This is a genomic window from Bradyrhizobium niftali, from assembly GCF_004571025.1.
Taxonomy (GTDB): domain Bacteria; phylum Pseudomonadota; class Alphaproteobacteria; order Rhizobiales; family Xanthobacteraceae; genus Bradyrhizobium; species Bradyrhizobium niftali.
In genome coordinates, this window is the sequence record NZ_SPQT01000001.1 from 890,714 (window position 1) to 906,020 (window position 15,307).

Genomic DNA, 15,307 nt, shown 5'->3' on the forward strand with positions numbered 1-15,307 from the left:
GATGAACCAGCAGGCCAAGCACAGCGACCTTGCCGCTCAGATCCGCGCCGCTTATGCGGGCACCCCGATCGCGCCCATTCGGCCGCAGTTGGCGGACCTCGACGTCGATGGGGCCTACGCCATCCAGCAGGAGAACACCGCGCATTGGGAGATGGAAGGCCGGCGCGTGGTCGGAAGCAAGATCGGGCTGACATCGCGCGCCGTGCAGAAGCAACTCGGCGTCGACAGGCCGGATTTCGGAGTTCTCTTCGCCGACATGATCGTGGGCGAGGACGAACCTGTCGCTGCGGGGCGTGTCCTTCAGCCGAAGATCGAGGCGGAAGTGGCTTTCCTTCTTGATCGGGACGTCGAGGTCGAGGCGCCTACGGTGGCCGACGTGCTGCGCGCGGTGGCCTACGCGATGCCGGCCCTCGAGATCGTCGGCAGCCGCATCACCAATTGGGATATCGGCATCGTCGATACCGTCGCCGACAACGCGTCGTCGGGCCTCTTCGTTCTTGGAGGGCCCGTGCGCCGGCTCGATGGCTTGGATCTCCGTGCTCTCCAGATGCAGATGACGAGGAAGGACGAGGTCGTCTCGAAGGGGGCCGGCGCGGCCTGTCTCGGCAATCCGCTCAACGCGATGGCTTGGCTCGCCGGCGAACTTGCCCGCCGCAAGCGGCCGCTGCGCGCCGGCGACGTCGTGCTGTCCGGAGCGCTCGGCCCGATGGTCGCGGTGAGCCCGGGCGACGCGTTCGAGGCCAACATCGCGGGGCTTGGCACCGTCTCAGCGCGGTTCGCTTAACCACATCCGAAGGAACACCAGATGAAGCTCGCCAGATTCGGCAATCCAAGTGCCGAAAAGCCGGGGCTCGTTGACGATCAGGGCCGCCTGCGCGACCTGTCAAATGTCATCGCCGACCTCACCCCCGCCAACCTGTCGCGTTCAGCGCTACAGAAGATCGCTGCGATCGCTCCATCCACGCTTCCGCTCGTCGCCGGCGAGACGCGTTTTGGCGCGCCGATCGCAGGCGTCGGCAAATTCATCGCGATCGGTCTGAACTATGCCGACCATGCGGCGGAGGCGAACCTTCCGCTGCCCTCCGAACCCATCGTCTTTCAGAAGGCGATCACTTCGCTCAGCGGACCAAACGACGATGTCGTTCTGCCGAAAGGCTCGACGAAGTCCGACTGGGAAGTGGAACTCGGAATCGTGATCGGCACGCGAGCTTCCTACGTCGAGCGCGCCGACGCGCTCGCCCACGTCGTCGGCTACTGCATCGTGAACGACGTGAGCGAGCGCGAGTACCAGATGGAACGCGGCGGCACGTGGGACAAGGGTAAGGGCTGCGACACCTTCGGTCCTGTCGGGCCATGGTTGGTGACGACGGACGAGATCACCGACCCCCAGGCGCTCGACGTCTGGCTCGACGTCAACGGGCAACGCATGCAGGTGGGCAATACCCGGACCATGATCTTCGACTGCGCCGAGGTCGTCAGCTACGTCAGCCGCTTCATGACGCTGATGCCCGGCGATATCATCGCGACAGGTACGCCGCCTGGCGTGGGCATGGGCAAGAAGCCCACTGCCATCTATCTCAAGCCGGGCGACGTCATGACGCTCGGGATCGAGGGTCTCGGAACGCAACGTCAGCAAACCCGTGAGTGGTCGCCTGCTGTGGGGCCGCGGTCGTGACGGTCTATCGCGGAAGATTCGAAGGACGAACGGCCGTCGTCACCGGCGCGGCGTCCGGCATCGGTCGCGACGTGGCTCGTCGCCTAGCGGCCGAAGGCGCTCGGGTCTCCATGTGGGACTTGAACGCCTCCGTTCTCGCCACAGCAGCGGCGGAGGCCGGCGCGGCGCACACGCAGTCGGTCGACATCGCGGAGGAAGACGCCGTCGATGCGGCCATGCGGCGGAGCATCGACGATCTGGGCGGCCGGCTAGACATTCTGGTGGCGAACGCCGGCGTCACCGGCCCGAACGGAGCCGTGAAGGACTACGCCGCCAGCGATTGGCGCAAGGTCTTCGACGTCAACGTCAACGGAGCCTTCTACTGTAACCGCGCCGCTGTCCGCGCGATGGAGAAGGGAGGCTACGGTCGCATCGTCAACGTCGCCTCGGTCGCCGGCAAGGAAGGCAACCCGAACGCTTCCGCCTACAGCGCGTCCAAGGCCGCCGTGATCGCGCTCACCAAATCGCTGGGCAAGGAAACGGCCACGACGGGTATCCGCGTCAACTGCATCACGCCGGCGGCGATCAGAACGCCGCTGTTCGAGCAGATGACCCCTCAGCACATCGATTTTATGCTGTCGAAGATACCGCTCGGACGGTTCGGTACCGTCGAGGAAGCGACCTCGCTGGTATGCTGGCTCGCGAGCGAAGAATGCTCGTTTAGTACGGGTGCGGTGTTTGATCTGTCTGGCGGCCGGGCGACATATTGACGGAAGCGCCGGATACGGACGAAATCGTTGCAATTCGCGGATTGCTGCTGGGAGGACACGAGCCACGTGATCGTTGCGTCGGGCCATCCTCTTAGGCGACGGCGAAAGTTGACGCTGGCTGATACGCTTCACGAGAAATGGACGATCCCGCCGCCGGCACCGGTCCGCATCAGCACGTCGAACGTGTGTTCGCCGAACAATGCCTCGGCATGCGTGACGTCATCGTCAGAACTCGATCACGGTGCTTAAGAGCCTTGTCGTCGATTCCGGCTTCTTGAGCTGGATGGCGGACCCGATGTTCGAGCCGGAGCGGCGCGCCGGCCTCATCGCTCCCCTTTCGATCGCCGGGGTCGATGGGAGGCGAAGGCTGGTGGCGTTTCGGCGCCGGCGGGGTCTGGCGCCGGTTTGACACGCGCGATCACTGGTAGCGTGACGCAAAACCGTGCGCCACCCAAAGACGAGTTGTTTTCGGCGCAGATGCGGCCTCCATGTGCCTCAACGATGGATCTGGAGATGATCAAACCCATGCCCATTCCAGTCTTTTTCGTCGTGAGCATACGTTCAAAGCGACAGCCAGGCGCGCCATTCGCCAATTCGGAGGCGAGGGCTCCCGATTGGACAGCCATGGCCCGCCCCATTTTGCCTAGCCGGGGTCTCTTGCTAAGATGTGCATTCGGCAGATCGGCGAAGAGGGGCGGTTCGGTTGATATCCAAGGGGGGCGATAAAACCAATTTCGAGAGCTCGATACGCGCGGTCGAGCGGGAGACGCTGAATGACCGGGTCTACCGCGAGCTACGGACGATGATCATGTCCGGCGGCTTCGTTCCTGGAGCCGAGATGAAGCTTCGGACCTTGGCGCAAAGCCTACACGTCAGCCTCATGCCGGTTCGCGATGCCATCGGCCGCTTGGTGGTCGAGCGCGCGCTGAAGATGCTGCCCAATCACAGGGTGATCGTGCCCGAAATAACGATCGACGAATTCCTGGAGATCCGCCGCGTGCGTATTCTCTTGGAAGGCGAGGCAGCCGCGCTCGCCTGCGCGCACATCGGCACTGATGGCATTGCCGAGCTCAAGCGACTCCATGAGAAGATCAAGTCGCTGGGCACGAACAAGCAGCGGCAGTTTTGGGCGCTTAATCAGGAATTCCACTTCACCATCTATGAAGCGGCCAAGAGCCCGTTGTTGCTCTCGATCATCGAGTCGCTCTGGCTTCAAATCGGGCCTGTATTCAACCAAATCCCGATGAATCTCACATCGGAAGGTGCCCGAGGGCACCAACGCATCATCACGGCCCTGAGCTCCCGTGATGCCAAAGCGGCGCGGGCCGCGCTCACCGAGGATCTCATGAAGGGTGGAGATCGCGTCATCGCTACCCTCATTCAGGACAAGCAGCCGGCGGGCTGAAAGCTCTGATCTCACTATGCAGCGAGTGCCGGCGTTCGTTGAATGCCGGAACGGATGCGCGCGGCCGAGCGGCAGAAGCCAACAAATCTTGCGCCGACGGCTTGTAATGGCATGCCGCGATCTGCAAACACCCCGACCTCGCCAGGAGGCTTGCTCTGATCAACAGCGTCGATGGCATCGGACTGCCGACCGCCGTGGCGATCCTGGTGCGCCTGCCGGAGATCGGGCGGATCACACGGGAGCAGGCTGTCGCCCTTGCCGGTCTTGCGCCCTATGACGACGACAGCGGCGAGCAAACCGGTGTTCGACATATCGAAGGCGGACGAAAGCGGCTGCGTCGCGCCTTCTACACTGCTTCATTGGCGGCGTCGTTTCGATGGAATCCGCAGCTCATCAAGCTCTATCAACGGCTGACTGCCGCAGGAAAGGAACACAAGCGCGCACTCATTGCCTGTGCCAGGAAGATGCTCATCTTCGCCAACACAGTGGTGGCTCGCGGTACCCCGTGGTGCGGCGAACCACCGATGCGATCATTCCCTGTTTCTTAGTTCGACCTGGACGCGTTTCTTCGTCCCGACCTTCGGACGCCTATGACGTCGCGCGCAACGTCGGTCAAGGATGGCCGTCGCTCGCCCTAACCTCACCTGATCTGCCGCCAGGCCACGCCTTGACCGACGCGAGCACGCCGTCACCATTGGAAGACGCAGACGATCCCAAAGGCAGCAACCGTTTAATGGTTGCTACGAGCTATTTCCCCTCACGCAATCCCATGAAGGCCTGCTGCAGCTTTTGCGATGCATCTGCGAGTTTCGCCCGCGCTGCATCGAGCCAGGCACGATCGGCCGCGAGGTGATCGCCCGCGCCCTTGAGCATGCGCGCGACCTCGGCCGGCTGCGGGCCGCCGAGGCCCTTGCTCGCTTCGACCATGTTCTCCGCGCTGAGCGAGCGGCGGAATTGCTCTTCCGACAGCGGCAGTTTTGTCTCCATCTTCGCAGCCGTCGCGATGTCCACGTAGATCCGCTGCGCCTCCGCATACGGAATCTGGCTCGCACGCAGACGGCGGCCGCGACCGTAGTTGACCAGCTCCGATGCAAAATGATGCCCGATGCGGAAGGGCACGTCGGCCTCGCGCTGCAGGGTGTCAGCGAGTTCTGTCGTGGTGGAGTAGTCGCTGTTGACTTCGTCGAGCGCGCGCTCGGGGCGGAAGCGCATGGTGCGGATAATGCTCTCGGCATGCGCGAACAGCGCCGCCATGTCCCGCAGCATCACGTTCGGATATTCCTTCGGATTGCCGAAATCCTTGTAATCGCTCATGCCAGGCTCGACATTGTGGGCGATGATGGCGAAGGTCGCGGCCTCGCCGATCAGCGTGCTCGCCTCCGCGCGCAGCCGCACCAGCCCGCTCGGATTGCGCTTCTGGGGCATGATCGAGGAGATGCCGGTCTCGTTGCCCTCGGTCAGGACGATCCACGGCTCGGTCTGGGCATATTGCGTGGTGACGTCGGCGATGAAGGCGCCGAGTATCAGTGCGCTCGATGTCGCAAGCCCCGCCAGCTCGGCGCCGCCGTCGATCGGCGAAACCTGGTTGGCGTCGAGCGAGTTTTCGACCGGTGCATCGAAGCCGAGCAGTTGGGCCAGCCGCGGCCGGTCGACTGGGAAGCTCGACGTGCCGAGCGCGGCGGCGCCGAGCGGCGACTGGTTTAGCCGCGCGTAGGCCTCGCGCATCCGAGCGGCTTGTCGATCCAGCGCGTTGGCATAGGCGGAAACATAGTGGCCGAGCGTCACCGGCTGCGCCTGCACGCCCCAGGTATATGCCGGCAGGATCGCGTTCGGCGCCTGTGCTCCGAGCGCCAGCAGCGCGTCGCGCATGCCGTTCAGCTTCTCGAAAGCGGTGAGGAAATCGTCGCGCGTGATCAGCCGTTGTGTGGTCGAGCCGATGTCCTGCCGGCTGCGCCCGGAATGCAACCGGCTGATGTCGGGCCCGCCCGCCGCCATCAGCTCTTTTTCCACGATGAGATAATCGCCGGAGCGTGCCGCTCCCGGTGCATCGCCCGAGCTATCGACCTTGTTGATCGCGTCAAAGATCTTGGCGCCCAGCGGCTTCGGCACGATGCCGCGCTCGACGACCATCACGGCTGAGGCCTTGTTGATCTCCGACAGCCAGAAGAAGCGGTCGCGCGGGGCGGCCTGTGACGGGACGATGAGAGCGGCTGACAACAGGATTGCGGCGGAATGAGCGCGCATTGCGATAACCTCCCTTGTTTTCTGCCTTATGACGTGAAGTGCTGCCGGGCGCCAGCGCAATGCAGCCATGAGCCTGCTCCATTGATCTCGTGCGCGGGATCAGCATGATTGACTGAGTAGTACTAGAGAAGCCTACGATCGTGATTGTCGCCGAACACAAACAGCGGAAACCGGAGTCCGACTGTCGAAATAGCGCCAGATTGCTCGCAATGCCCATCGCGAATGAAAGGTCGACCTCGCGCAACTATCCTCCCGCTTCTTCAGGACGTCCGGCCGCTCCTGCTCGGCGGCGTGCGCGGTCCTTTTTGAGCGTGATGGTCCGGCGCTGGAAGAAGCGCGAGAGCGCAGAGACGCTAAAGGCGTGACCGTAGGCGGCGAGCATCGCTTTCAACTCCTCGAACGTGCTGTCGGGCTCGGTCACAATCAGTGCGAGGATGCGTTCGGCCTGCGCTTCGATCGCCGCCCTCTGGCTTCGGCGTCACCTTGCTCGTTTCGCGCGCCTGCGCCACCCAGCGGATCGCGCTCGACACCCCCACACCAAAGTGCGCAGCCTCCTCCCGACGCGACATGCCCCTGGATGGCGGCAACCACACGCTTGCGAAGATCGACCGACAGAAATGTTGCCGCGCCCGCCGACCTCCTTCGCCAGCAGGTAGCTTGAATCAGCCTGATTTGGGAATCCCAAACGATTCAATCAGATCCTGGCCCGCTCTAAATGCAGGCGCAGCAAAAGCAAGAGCGGGATGGGAGAGCCGGTAATCATCGGCGGCATCGCGATCGGTGCGGGCAATCTCAGCTCGTCCGGGGTCACGGCGGCGATACTCCAAATGCCTCAACGCTGACGCCATCAACGGGCGGCCGGTTAAGTACCGGGATGAGGGATGACGCCTGAAATCCGGAGCAGTTGCAACTGGCGGCCAGGCTGATTCACGACCGGGGCCCATGGTGCTCGTCGGCAACATGAGCTTCTTCATTCGAGGCTGCAAATCTGTCAATGCCGGAACTCCCTCGCTGGGCAAGTCGCGCTCACGCAAGATGCAAAGCATTCTTCAATGCTTCTGTTATTTTTGTCCTATTCGGCTCGATGTAATCGACGGGACCTCCGATGCCGATGGCCATCGGCAAGTCTCGGTCCGACAAGGCGAGGGGGGCTGCAATTACCGCCGCTCCAACTGAGGCCGCATTGACTGAATACGCAATAGACGTGCGCCGCACCTCGACCAGATCATTCATCAATGCTTTGAAATTGATCCGCTCGGCTTTGTTGTTGCGAGCATTGATGCGGCGCACAGTGGCGGCGATTTTGTCCTCGGACTGTTGCGCTAACAAGATTTTGCCAACGGCTGTACGACAAAGCGGGCGTAGCTGGCCGATGCGCATCACCAACTGAACGGGCATAAGGGTCGGTACGACTTGAATATATTGCAGATCGATGCCGTTTTGGATACCGAGCACAACACTGCCCCCAGTCTCGTCGCGCAGCGCAGTCATTAAGGAAGTCAGCTCCGAGCCGCTAAAGTGTTGGTCGCGTAGCCAGCTCGAGGTCAGCGCCAATCGTAGCGTCGGCCGGTATGTCCGCTGCCTCACATCATGTTGCATATATCTCAATTCATGGAGGCACTTCATGAGCACGGACGTGCTTGATTGCGGATAGCCGAGTGCCTTGGAGATCTCTCCGATCGTTGCCGAGCCGCGCCGCTGGGCAAAGAATTCAAACACCTCCAAGACGCGCTTCGCGGATTTTATTGCAGAGCTATCCATCGTTTCAACCCGTTGCTTCGAAGCTGCTGCGATCGCACATGTCATGCCCGCGCAGCGGCCCACTTTATCACAACCATGATAAGTGGACACAAGCATGATGGTTATTCTTTACACATGACGCTTGTCCTGCTTGTTTTTGCGCCGATCGGAGCGGCCTTAAGGCTGTCTTTGATCACGGGAGGACAGATGTCAGAAATGCCCTTGTCGGGCCTTACCGTGCTGGAATTGGGCCACAGCATCGCTGCGCCCTACGCGGGATTAGTGCTTGCTGAGCGGGGTGCAGAGGTCATTAAGGTCGAGCGAACGGGTGTTGGCAATCCGGTGAGAGATTGGGGCCCGCCATATACCGACGGAATAGCGACGCCGTTTGCGCCGTCGCAGAGTTGTCGGTGCTATGCAACAGCGATCCATCCGCCCGCCTGGTGGCAAAGGCTCAAGGCGCTGAATAGCCGGGCTTTCGCGAATCTCGGCAAATTCGAGCCGGCACGCTCCTAGGATGTTCGGGCGAGGTGCCGAATGATTAGCGAGTACCTTCGCCGCGGCTTCGCACCCACGGCAGCGGAACTGCACGATGCGCGGGGGGTACTCTGAGAGGCGCGTAAGAACGGGAAGCCGCCTTCGCACTGGTGGGGCGCATGGTCGATGCGCCGTTCTTGCCTAGGCGCGGCGGTTGCTGAAGCAGGCTGGCAGGAATCGTACTTTGGCGACGCACATGAAGGAGACAGATGGTGGCCGAGACATCCGGCGCGCCGCCCTATCACCCGCAACCCAGCACGCCTCGGCGCAAGGTGCCCGCGGGCGCTTGGGACACGCATTTCCACATCTTCGAAAGCGCCGATCGGGGGGCCGCCGATCCGACGGCGGCCTATGCGCCGATCGACGCGCCGAGAAGCGCCTTGGACCGGATGCACGCGCGCCTGGGCATCGACTTCGGCGTGTTCGTGCAGACGACGGCCGTGCTCGCGAATTACGACCGCTACATCGAGCAGCTCAGGGCCGACCCAAGGCTCAGGGGCGTCGCCGTGATCGACGACGACACGACGCAGGCGCAGCTCGAGGCCCTGCACTGGGCGGGTGTGCGCGGCGCGCGGTTCCACTTTGCCGCTTTTATCAAGAAGCGGCCCAGGATGGAGACCTTCCACCGCAGCGTCGCGCGCATCGCCGAGTTCGGCTGGCACGTGGTGCTGCACACGGAACCCAGCGACCTGATCGAGTTGGCGCCGGTGTTCGCGAAGCTGCCCATCCCCTTTGTCATCGACCACTTCTCTCACATGCGAGTCAGCGAGGGCGTCGAGCAGCCCGGCTTCCACCGGCTCCTGAAGTTGCAGCAGCTGGAACGGTGCTGGGTGAAGATCAGCAACAGCGACCGTTGGTCGGACGTCGGGCCGCCCGACTATTCCGATGCCGTGCCGCTCGGACGGGCCCTCATCCGCAATGGCAGCGACAGGTTGATATGGGGCACCGACTGGCCGCACGTGCTCTACCGGCGTCCGGGCGATCCCGGGCAACCGCCTCCCGACGACGGCGAGCTGATGAACCTGCTGTTCAGCATAACCGACAACGACGACGAGATCGTGCGCCGGATCCTCGCGGAGAACCCGCTGCGTCTCTATGGTCGCTGATCCGGGATAACGTCATGGATGGATTCGGAAAAACCTTGAATCAGCGACGAATGCCCGGTTCTCCTACGCTAACCGGTGCCACCGCACCTATTTCCGTCGCGACCGGCGGTGCCGTCGCGCGACACCCACAACGAAACCGAGACAAGATGACATTGAACCGCCGAACGCTCTTGAGCGTTGCCGCAGCCGCCGGCGCGGCTTCTTCGATTACCCCGGCAGCCACGGACGCGGTTGGGCATGCGCGTGAGGCGAAGATACTTGGAGGCGTGGGTAGTGCGCCTTGGGCTTCGACCCAGGATGTCTGAATTCGGGGAGGAAGAGTCCAGCTTCTTTTCCGGAGAACATGCTCATGCCGATCGCATCCGTTTGCCTGCCGCCTCCAGCCCACTATGAGGCGCCGCGTTTCCCTGTCCCCGCGTGGTCGTGCGATTCACACTGCCACGTGACTCCGCATGACTACGAAAACACCGTACCCGACGCCGGCTACAGTCCTGCACCGGCTACGCCGGCAGCGCTGCGCCAGCTTCGGGCTTCAATCGGGTTCGGAAGATCCGTGGTGATTCAAGCCAGTGTGTACGGGTTGGACAATCGGGCCGTCGAGCAGGCGCTGCGTGGCGAGCCGGATGTTTTGCGAGGCGTGGTAGTGGCCGACCGTCGGGTGAGCGATGCTCAGATCGACCAGTGGCATGCGCTCGGCGTACGCGGAATGCGGTTCATCATGTCGGGCCAACTGGGTGGCACGGTGGGCATCGAGGATCTGGTACAGCTCGCGTCGCGGCTGTCGGAACGAGGCTGGCATGCAGAGGTGGCACTTCGCTCGGAGCAGTGGACGGAGCTGATGCCCGTGTTGCGTTCATTGGGATGTCCCCTCGTGATCGATCATCTGGGAGGACTTCCTCCCGAGATGGCTGGCGAAGCGGAGCAGGCGATCTTTTCCCTGCTATCAGCGGGTCGCGCATGGATCAAATTGATTGGCTATCGCTTGTCGCCTGACCTCATGGAGCCCCGACTGATCCATCGCGCCCAGCGACTATATGCAGCTGCGCCGGAGCGGATGGTATGGGGTACGGACTGGCCACACGTCGGGCTTATCGAAGCGAGCGACGCAGGCCGGTTGCTCAACGCCTTCGCCGGCTGGTTTGAGCATGATGCCGGAGTCCTAAATCAGTTGCTGTCCCTCAACCCTGAGGTGCTCTTCGATTTCCCGCGTCGGGCGAACGTAACATTAGGCTGAAGGTACAACTCCGCATCCCAACTATGGCAGTCGATCTCCGAGCTGTCGTTAGGCGGGGCCTCTTAACTTCCACAACCGAGAACAAGATGAAATTACTCACGAAGATTTCCGAATCGCAATGGCGGGCGAACGGGGTAGAGCCGTGAAGGAGAACGCGCGCTGGAAACAAACTTTGGATGTGGCGGACGTGAAGCTGGAATAGTGCAAAACCTCAGGCTGCGAAACTTGTCCTCAACAATCCTGGCCCTGAGATGTGGGTCCGGCCAATGACACCTTGGAGCTTTGATGCAGTTGGTAGGAAAAACAGCGGTTGTCACCGGAGGCGCCCGTGGCCTTGGACGAGCGTTTGCCTTACGTTTGGCGTCGCTCGGAGCCGACGTCGCCATCATCGATATCGACCTTAACGCTGCTGCAGCGTTTGGAGAGGTTTTAAAGGCTCCCAGCGTAGCGGAGGAAATTCAGAACTTGGGTCGGCGTGGCATCGGTATCCAGACGGACTTGACAGATCGCGAGAAAGCCGTCGAGGCAATAGAACAGGTCTATTCGACTCTGGGGAGAATTGACATTCTCGTGAACAACGCCGGAGGTGCAATTACTCCGACGCAATTCAGCGCTGCTTCGGCCACTCGCAATGAAGACCTGCGTCTACTTCTGGACGTGAATCTCTTCAGTACAGTCAATTGTTGCGTCGCGGCCGCACCGTACATGTCGAGTATCGGCGGCGGTGTGATCGTGAATATGGCATCCACGACAGGGACCACCGTCTACAGCAAGGGTGTACTGGCTGGCTATGGCGCGACTAAAGCTGCGATCGCACATTATACCCGTTACCTCGCGGCGGAACTCGGACCGAGAGGCACGCGCGTGAATTGCATGGCGCCGGCAATCATCTGGACCTCGCGCGTTGCTGCGCAAGCGGCTGCACGAGGGGTTGGCACACAGGACGAGACGGCATCCATACCCTTGCGACGTTTCGGGTCTATCGAGGACTGCACTGGGGTCCTAGAATTCTTGACGACTCCGTTATCGCAGTATGTGACAGGCCAGGTGATCTCCGTTTGCGGTGGTTCGGTGCTGACTCCGAGTTGAGCTGACCCACTCCGCAAACGCAGCAAGGCCTCGCCGAGCGCCTGCTCCGAGAGGACTGGATCTCATGCAGCGCGCAGGATCACTCCGTCGAGGGCCTCGAGCCGTTGCAGCTGACCGTACAGGCGAGCGGCATCGTGCCCATTCCCCGCCACGCAATCCATGAACTTTGCCTCGAGTTCGCCGGCTATCAAGGGGATGTGCGATCCCGCCACGCGCTTCCTCGATCTCGCCGCTGTCGAAAAGGCGTCCATCGTCCATCTGCACGGCTACACGGTCGCTGGCGGCGAGCGTCGGTTCGTGCGGGCAAACGATCTCCACCTTGCGCATCAAAGCCCGAACATCGTCGCGCAACAGGGAACGAGCCTGCAGCTCGGACAAGCCGACCTTCCGAACAGAAAGGGCCGCCGCGATCGGGAACTCTAGGCTGAACTTGGCTTCGAGTCCGGTGTGGGGTTCGTGGTGCGCAGCATGGCTGCCTGCGTGAGCCTGATGCTCCCCCGGACCTTCCGGACGCGCCTGCGTCGAGGCTGTGTTGGCGCGCGAGGTGCGGCTTCTCGATCTTGATCACATCGGTGCCGAGGTCGGCCAGGATCTGCCCCGGCGAAAGCGCAGCAATGCTGTGGCCGAGCTCGATCACTACATGGGCGGCGAGCGGCAGGGGCGAAGCGGGGGTCTTGCGGTCGTTCAAGCGGTGTCTCGAGATTCCTGCGCTCGCGGCCTCACTGCGCGATCGCCGGGTTGCACAGAGGTTCGCGCCGGACCCAGCGCTCCAGGTTGTGCAGGAAGATCGCGCCAGTACGTGCTTCGAAGCCCTGCGAGAGCCCGGCGCTGTGCGCCGACAGCAGAAAGTTCGGCGCATCCCATAGAGGCGAATCGGCCGGCAGGGGCTCCACGCTGAACACGTCGGAGTACGCACCGGCGATGGTCCCCTCGCGCAGGGCTCGTGCCAGGTCGGCCTCGACCACGACAGATCCGCGGGCCACATTGATCACCCGCACGTGCACGGGCAACCGATCCAGCATGGCCCCGTCCACCAGCCCGCGCGTCTGTTCGGTGAGCGGGCACGCCAGGAACAACCAGTCGGTGCGGGGCAGGGCCAGCGCGAGCTGATCCAGGCTGACGATCTCATCGCATTCGGCAATCGGGGCCGACTGCCGGCGCACGCCAGTTACATGCATGCCGAAGGCCCGGCACAGTCGGGCGATTTCGCGGCCGATCTGGCCCAAGCCGACCACAACCGCGCGTGAGCCGTCGAAGTCGCGCGGCGAGTCGATTCCGCGGCGCGGCATCCACTTGTGTGCCGCCTTGGCCTCGACCCACAGCGGCACCTCGCGGGCGAACGCTAGTGCGGCCGCGAGGGCGGTGTGGGCCACGGCGCGTGCGTTGGCGCCGGTCGACGTGGTGATCTGCACTGCACGCGCCATGAGCTGCTGGAACTCCGGGCGGTCGACGCCTGCGGAGCAGACCTGCAACCAGCGCAGGCGCGGGGCGTTGGCCAGCGCATCGAGAAAGCTGGCAAGCGCCGGATTGGCGGCCGGATTGCTGCTCGCTCCCATGTAGTCCACGGACAGGAAGGCGAGCTCGACGTCCGCCAGTTGTTCGCGGGTGGCCAGCCGCCGGCCGTCGAACACCTCAAAACGCAAGCCGCCCGCCGATGCGCAGATGCGGCGGATCGCTTCGCCATATTCGGCGACGCTGCGTGGAGAAAGAAGGATGGCTGTGATGCGTGCCCCCTCAGGCGCGGTACGAAGGATCCCGGCGGTCCAGCAGGCGCAGCATCGCGGGCCACTCGGTCAGGCCCAGGGGGCTCGGCTTGCGGTCCATCGAAACCGGGTTCGCGGCGTACTGGGCACCGGTCTTGCGCACCAGGTCCGCGGGGATCTTGACGATGGGGCTGTTGCAGGCCATCGCGGCCGCCTGGATCTGGCAGGCGCGCTCCAGCCGATAAATGTTGTTAAAGGCCTCGGCGATCGTCGCGCCACAGGCCAGCAGTCCGTGGTTGCGCAGGATCATGACGTCGCGGTGGCCGAGATCGCGGGCCAACCGCTCCTTCTCCCCGGCTTCGAAGGCTACGCCCTCGAAGTCGTGGTAGGCCACGTCCGCAAAACGCATCGCCGACTGACTGACCGGCAGCAGCCCGCACTCCAGGGAGGCGATCGCGATGCCCGCGACCGTGTGCGTGTGGATCACGCAGCCGACGTCCGGACGGGCCTCGTGCACGGCGCTGTGGATCATGTAACCGGCCAGGTTGACGGTGTAGTCCGCGTGCGGGTTGTGCAGCACGTTTCCGGCCAGGTCGACCTTGATCAGAGAGGACGCCGTGATCTCTTCGTACATCATCCCGAACGCGTTGATCAGGATCTCGCCGTGCCGCTGCGGTACACGCGCGGAGATGTGGTTCGACACCAGGTCGGTCATCCCGAAATGATCCACCAGCCGGTAGCAGGCGGCGAGGTCGACGCGCGTCTCCCGCTCGCCCGGGGCGTAGGACGAGAAGTCGCTGGAAGTAAAGTTCTGCATGGCGGCGTGCTCCCTCATTCCGGTTTGGCGCTCAAGGACGTGACCACCGGCGCCCAGCGGATGATTTCGTCGCGGATGAAGGCGCGCGTGGACTGCGGCGTGGAGCCGGCCAACAACACCGTGCCCGCGAACTTGCTGCTCAGGGCCTGCAGCTCGGGCGAGTTCAGCGCCGCGTTGAGGGTCGCATTCAGCTTGTTCACGACCGCCGGCGGCGTGTTCTTCGGCGCCTCGATCACGAACCAGATGCCGACTTCAACCCCGGGGAGGCCGGCCTCCGCGAAGGTGGGCACTTCTGGCAGCAGCGGGTCGCGCCGCGGCGAAGTCACCGCGATGGCGCGCAGATCGCCGGACCGGATGTGCGGTACTGCGCTGTCCATCCCCAGAAAGGCGAAGGACAGATCGCCCGCCAGAAGTGCGGGTACCACCATCGAGTTACCGCGGTAGGGCACGTGCGTCACGCCCTGGAGCCCACTGCGCGCCAGGAACATTTCGCTGGCGAGATGCATGCCGCCGCCGATGCCGGAACTGCCGTAGTTCACCTTCTCGGGCGCGGCCCTGACCATCGCGATGAACTCCTGGAGCGTGTGCGCCGGGGAGTTCGCCGGGACGGCCAGCACAAGGAAGGTGTTGGCCACCTGGCCAATCGGCGCGAAGTCGTCGAGCGTGTCGTACGGCAGCTTCGGGTATAGGGTCGCGGAGATCGCCATCGAAAAGGTGCCGAACAGCAACATGTAGCCGTCGGCCGGCGCCTTGGCGACGATTTCGCTGCCCACGATGGCGCCAGCGCCGGTCCGGTTCTCCACCACCATCTGCTGGCCGAGGAGCGCACCCATCTTCTGGGCGACCGCGCGCGCTGTCGCGTCCGTCGGGCCGCCGGCCGAGAACGGCACGATCAGACGGATCGGGCGAACGGGATAGTCCTGATCCTGGGCGATGCTGGCGGTCGACACCAGCGCGGCCAACGCGGCCACAAGCAGTCGGATAAGGGCTTTCATGACGTTATTGTCC

17 protein-coding genes and 2 pseudogenes are annotated in these 15,307 nt (G+C 63.2%); 9 read left to right on the forward strand and 10 right to left on the reverse strand.

What is annotated here, in order from left to right; genetic code table 11:
• The first annotated feature begins 1 nt into the window (after window position 1).
• The 3 genes from E4K65_RS03915 to E4K65_RS03925 are packed head-to-tail and all read left to right on the forward strand — an operon-like array spanning window position 2 to window position 2,424.
• Window positions 2-784 carry a 2-keto-4-pentenoate hydratase gene (locus E4K65_RS03915; RefSeq protein ID WP_135172974.1) on the forward strand — a complete coding sequence of 261 codons (783 nt, stop codon included), beginning with the start codon at window positions 2-4 and terminating at the stop codon, window positions 782-784.
• A 21-nt stretch (window positions 785-805) separates the two neighbouring features.
• Entirely contained in the window at window positions 806-1,675 is an 870-nt protein-coding gene (locus tag E4K65_RS03920; RefSeq protein WP_135172975.1) for a fumarylacetoacetate hydrolase family protein, read from the forward strand.
• Window positions 1,672-2,424 (forward strand): SDR family NAD(P)-dependent oxidoreductase, encoded by a 753-nt coding sequence (locus tag E4K65_RS03925; RefSeq protein WP_135172976.1) that lies wholly within the window; start codon window positions 1,672-1,674, stop codon window positions 2,422-2,424. The genes E4K65_RS03920 and E4K65_RS03925 overlap by 4 nt, the downstream gene beginning before the upstream one ends.
• Window positions 2,425-2,747: 323 nt before the next feature.
• Here E4K65_RS03925 and E4K65_RS48445 read toward each other — a convergent pair.
• A pseudogene (locus E4K65_RS48445) lies at window positions 2,748-2,990 on the reverse strand (ATP-binding protein); the annotation flags it as partial.
• Window positions 2,991-3,127: 137 nt separating this feature from the next.
• On the opposite strand from E4K65_RS48445, the gene E4K65_RS03940 reads away from it, so the two are divergent.
• On the forward strand, window positions 3,128-3,829 hold the full coding sequence (locus E4K65_RS03940) for a GntR family transcriptional regulator (protein WP_135172978.1): 702 nt from the start codon (window positions 3,128-3,130) through the stop codon (window positions 3,827-3,829).
• A gap of 158 nt (window positions 3,830-3,987) precedes the next feature.
• A complete protein-coding gene (locus tag E4K65_RS03945; protein ID WP_283813809.1) occupies window positions 3,988-4,377 on the forward strand; it encodes a transposase in 390 nt (129 codons plus the stop codon).
• A 199-nt stretch (window positions 4,378-4,576) separates the two neighbouring features.
• Here E4K65_RS03945 and E4K65_RS03950 read toward each other — a convergent pair whose 3' ends face one another.
• The 4 genes from E4K65_RS03950 to E4K65_RS03960 form a co-directional block, all read right to left on the reverse strand.
• Window positions 4,577-6,073, reverse strand: coding sequence for a lyase family protein (locus E4K65_RS03950; protein WP_135172979.1), 1,497 nt, complete (start codon window positions 6,071-6,073; stop codon window positions 4,577-4,579).
• Between the two features lie 244 nt (window positions 6,074-6,317).
• The gene (locus tag E4K65_RS46910) at window positions 6,318-6,494 is read right to left on the reverse strand and encodes a hypothetical protein (RefSeq protein ID WP_167770497.1); all 177 of its coding nucleotides are present in this window, start codon (window positions 6,492-6,494) and stop codon (window positions 6,318-6,320) included.
• Window positions 6,495-6,735: 241 nt separating this feature from the next.
• Window positions 6,736-7,047: a hypothetical protein gene (locus E4K65_RS03955; RefSeq protein WP_135172980.1), complete on the reverse strand. Its 312-nt coding sequence runs from the start codon at window positions 7,045-7,047 to the stop codon at window positions 6,736-6,738.
• A gap of 52 nt (window positions 7,048-7,099) precedes the next feature.
• Window positions 7,100-7,930 carry an IclR family transcriptional regulator gene (locus E4K65_RS03960; protein WP_135172981.1) on the reverse strand — a complete coding sequence of 277 codons (831 nt, stop codon included), beginning with the start codon at window positions 7,928-7,930 and terminating at the stop codon, window positions 7,100-7,102.
• Window positions 7,931-8,029: 99 nt separating this feature from the next.
• On the opposite strand from E4K65_RS03960, the gene E4K65_RS03965 reads away from it, so the two are divergent.
• The 4 genes from E4K65_RS03965 to E4K65_RS03980 all read left to right on the forward strand — a co-directional run bounded on the left by E4K65_RS03965 (window position 8,030) and on the right by E4K65_RS03980 (window position 11,779).
• Window positions 8,030-8,329 (forward strand): CoA transferase, encoded by a 300-nt coding sequence (locus tag E4K65_RS03965; RefSeq protein ID WP_235885483.1) that lies wholly within the window; start codon window positions 8,030-8,032, stop codon window positions 8,327-8,329.
• 233 nt (window positions 8,330-8,562) lie between these two features.
• On the forward strand, window positions 8,563-9,456 hold the full coding sequence (locus E4K65_RS03970; RefSeq protein ID WP_167770499.1) for an amidohydrolase family protein: 894 nt from the start codon (window positions 8,563-8,565) through the stop codon (window positions 9,454-9,456).
• A 349-nt stretch (window positions 9,457-9,805) separates the two neighbouring features.
• Entirely contained in the window at window positions 9,806-10,690 is an 885-nt protein-coding gene (locus E4K65_RS03975) for an amidohydrolase family protein (protein WP_167770500.1), read from the forward strand.
• A gap of 285 nt (window positions 10,691-10,975) precedes the next feature.
• Entirely contained in the window at window positions 10,976-11,779 is an 804-nt protein-coding gene (locus tag E4K65_RS03980) for an SDR family NAD(P)-dependent oxidoreductase (protein WP_135172984.1), read from the forward strand.
• On the opposite strand, the gene E4K65_RS49945 is transcribed toward E4K65_RS03980, so the two are convergent.
• The 5 genes and pseudogenes from E4K65_RS49945 to E4K65_RS04005 form a co-directional block, all read right to left on the reverse strand.
• Entirely contained in the window at window positions 11,714-12,190 is a 477-nt protein-coding gene (locus E4K65_RS49945) for a hypothetical protein (RefSeq protein ID WP_430649021.1), read from the reverse strand. The two genes, E4K65_RS03980 and E4K65_RS49945, sit on opposite strands and share 66 nt — an antisense overlap.
• A 145-nt stretch (window positions 12,191-12,335) precedes the next feature.
• Window positions 12,336-12,416: pseudogene (locus E4K65_RS49450) on the reverse strand (hypothetical protein); the annotation flags it as partial.
• A gap of 82 nt (window positions 12,417-12,498) precedes the next feature.
• Entirely contained in the window at window positions 12,499-13,422 is a 924-nt protein-coding gene (locus E4K65_RS48455; protein WP_135172985.1) for a D-2-hydroxyacid dehydrogenase, read from the reverse strand.
• Window positions 13,423-13,513: 91 nt separating this feature from the next.
• Window positions 13,514-14,299 (reverse strand): class II aldolase/adducin family protein, encoded by a 786-nt coding sequence (locus tag E4K65_RS04000; protein ID WP_135172986.1) that lies wholly within the window; start codon window positions 14,297-14,299, stop codon window positions 13,514-13,516.
• A 14-nt stretch (window positions 14,300-14,313) separates the two neighbouring features.
• Window positions 14,314-15,294: a Bug family tripartite tricarboxylate transporter substrate binding protein gene (locus E4K65_RS04005; RefSeq protein WP_135172987.1), complete on the reverse strand. Its 981-nt coding sequence runs from the start codon at window positions 15,292-15,294 to the stop codon at window positions 14,314-14,316.
• Window positions 15,295-15,307: the final 13 nt, after the last annotated feature.

Excerpts from the sequence above, each read along its gene's own strand:
- E4K65_RS03915 (WP_135172974.1), top strand. The coding sequence starts at position 2 with ATGAACCAGCAGGCCAAGCACAGCGACCTTGCCGCTCAGATCCGCGCC.
- E4K65_RS03920 (WP_135172975.1), top strand. The coding sequence starts at position 806 with ATGAAGCTCGCCAGATTCGGCAATCCAAGTGCCGAAAAGCCGGGGCTC.
- E4K65_RS03950 (WP_135172979.1), bottom strand. The coding sequence starts at position 6,073 with ATGCGCGCTCATTCCGCCGCAATCCTGTTGTCAGCCGCTCTCATCGTC.
- E4K65_RS03955 (WP_135172980.1), bottom strand. The coding sequence starts at position 7,047 with ATGAAGAAGCTCATGTTGCCGACGAGCACCATGGGCCCCGGTCGTGAA.
- E4K65_RS03960 (WP_135172981.1), bottom strand. The coding sequence starts at position 7,930 with ATGCTTGTGTCCACTTATCATGGTTGTGATAAAGTGGGCCGCTGCGCG.
- E4K65_RS03965 (WP_235885483.1), top strand. The coding sequence starts at position 8,030 with ATGCCCTTGTCGGGCCTTACCGTGCTGGAATTGGGCCACAGCATCGCT.
- E4K65_RS03975 (WP_167770500.1), top strand. The coding sequence starts at position 9,806 with ATGCCGATCGCATCCGTTTGCCTGCCGCCTCCAGCCCACTATGAGGCG.
- E4K65_RS03980 (WP_135172984.1), top strand. The coding sequence starts at position 10,976 with ATGCAGTTGGTAGGAAAAACAGCGGTTGTCACCGGAGGCGCCCGTGGC.
- E4K65_RS04000 (WP_135172986.1), bottom strand. The coding sequence starts at position 14,299 with ATGCAGAACTTTACTTCCAGCGACTTCTCGTCCTACGCCCCGGGCGAG.
- E4K65_RS04005 (WP_135172987.1), bottom strand. The coding sequence starts at position 15,294 with ATGAAAGCCCTTATCCGACTGCTTGTGGCCGCGTTGGCCGCGCTGGTG.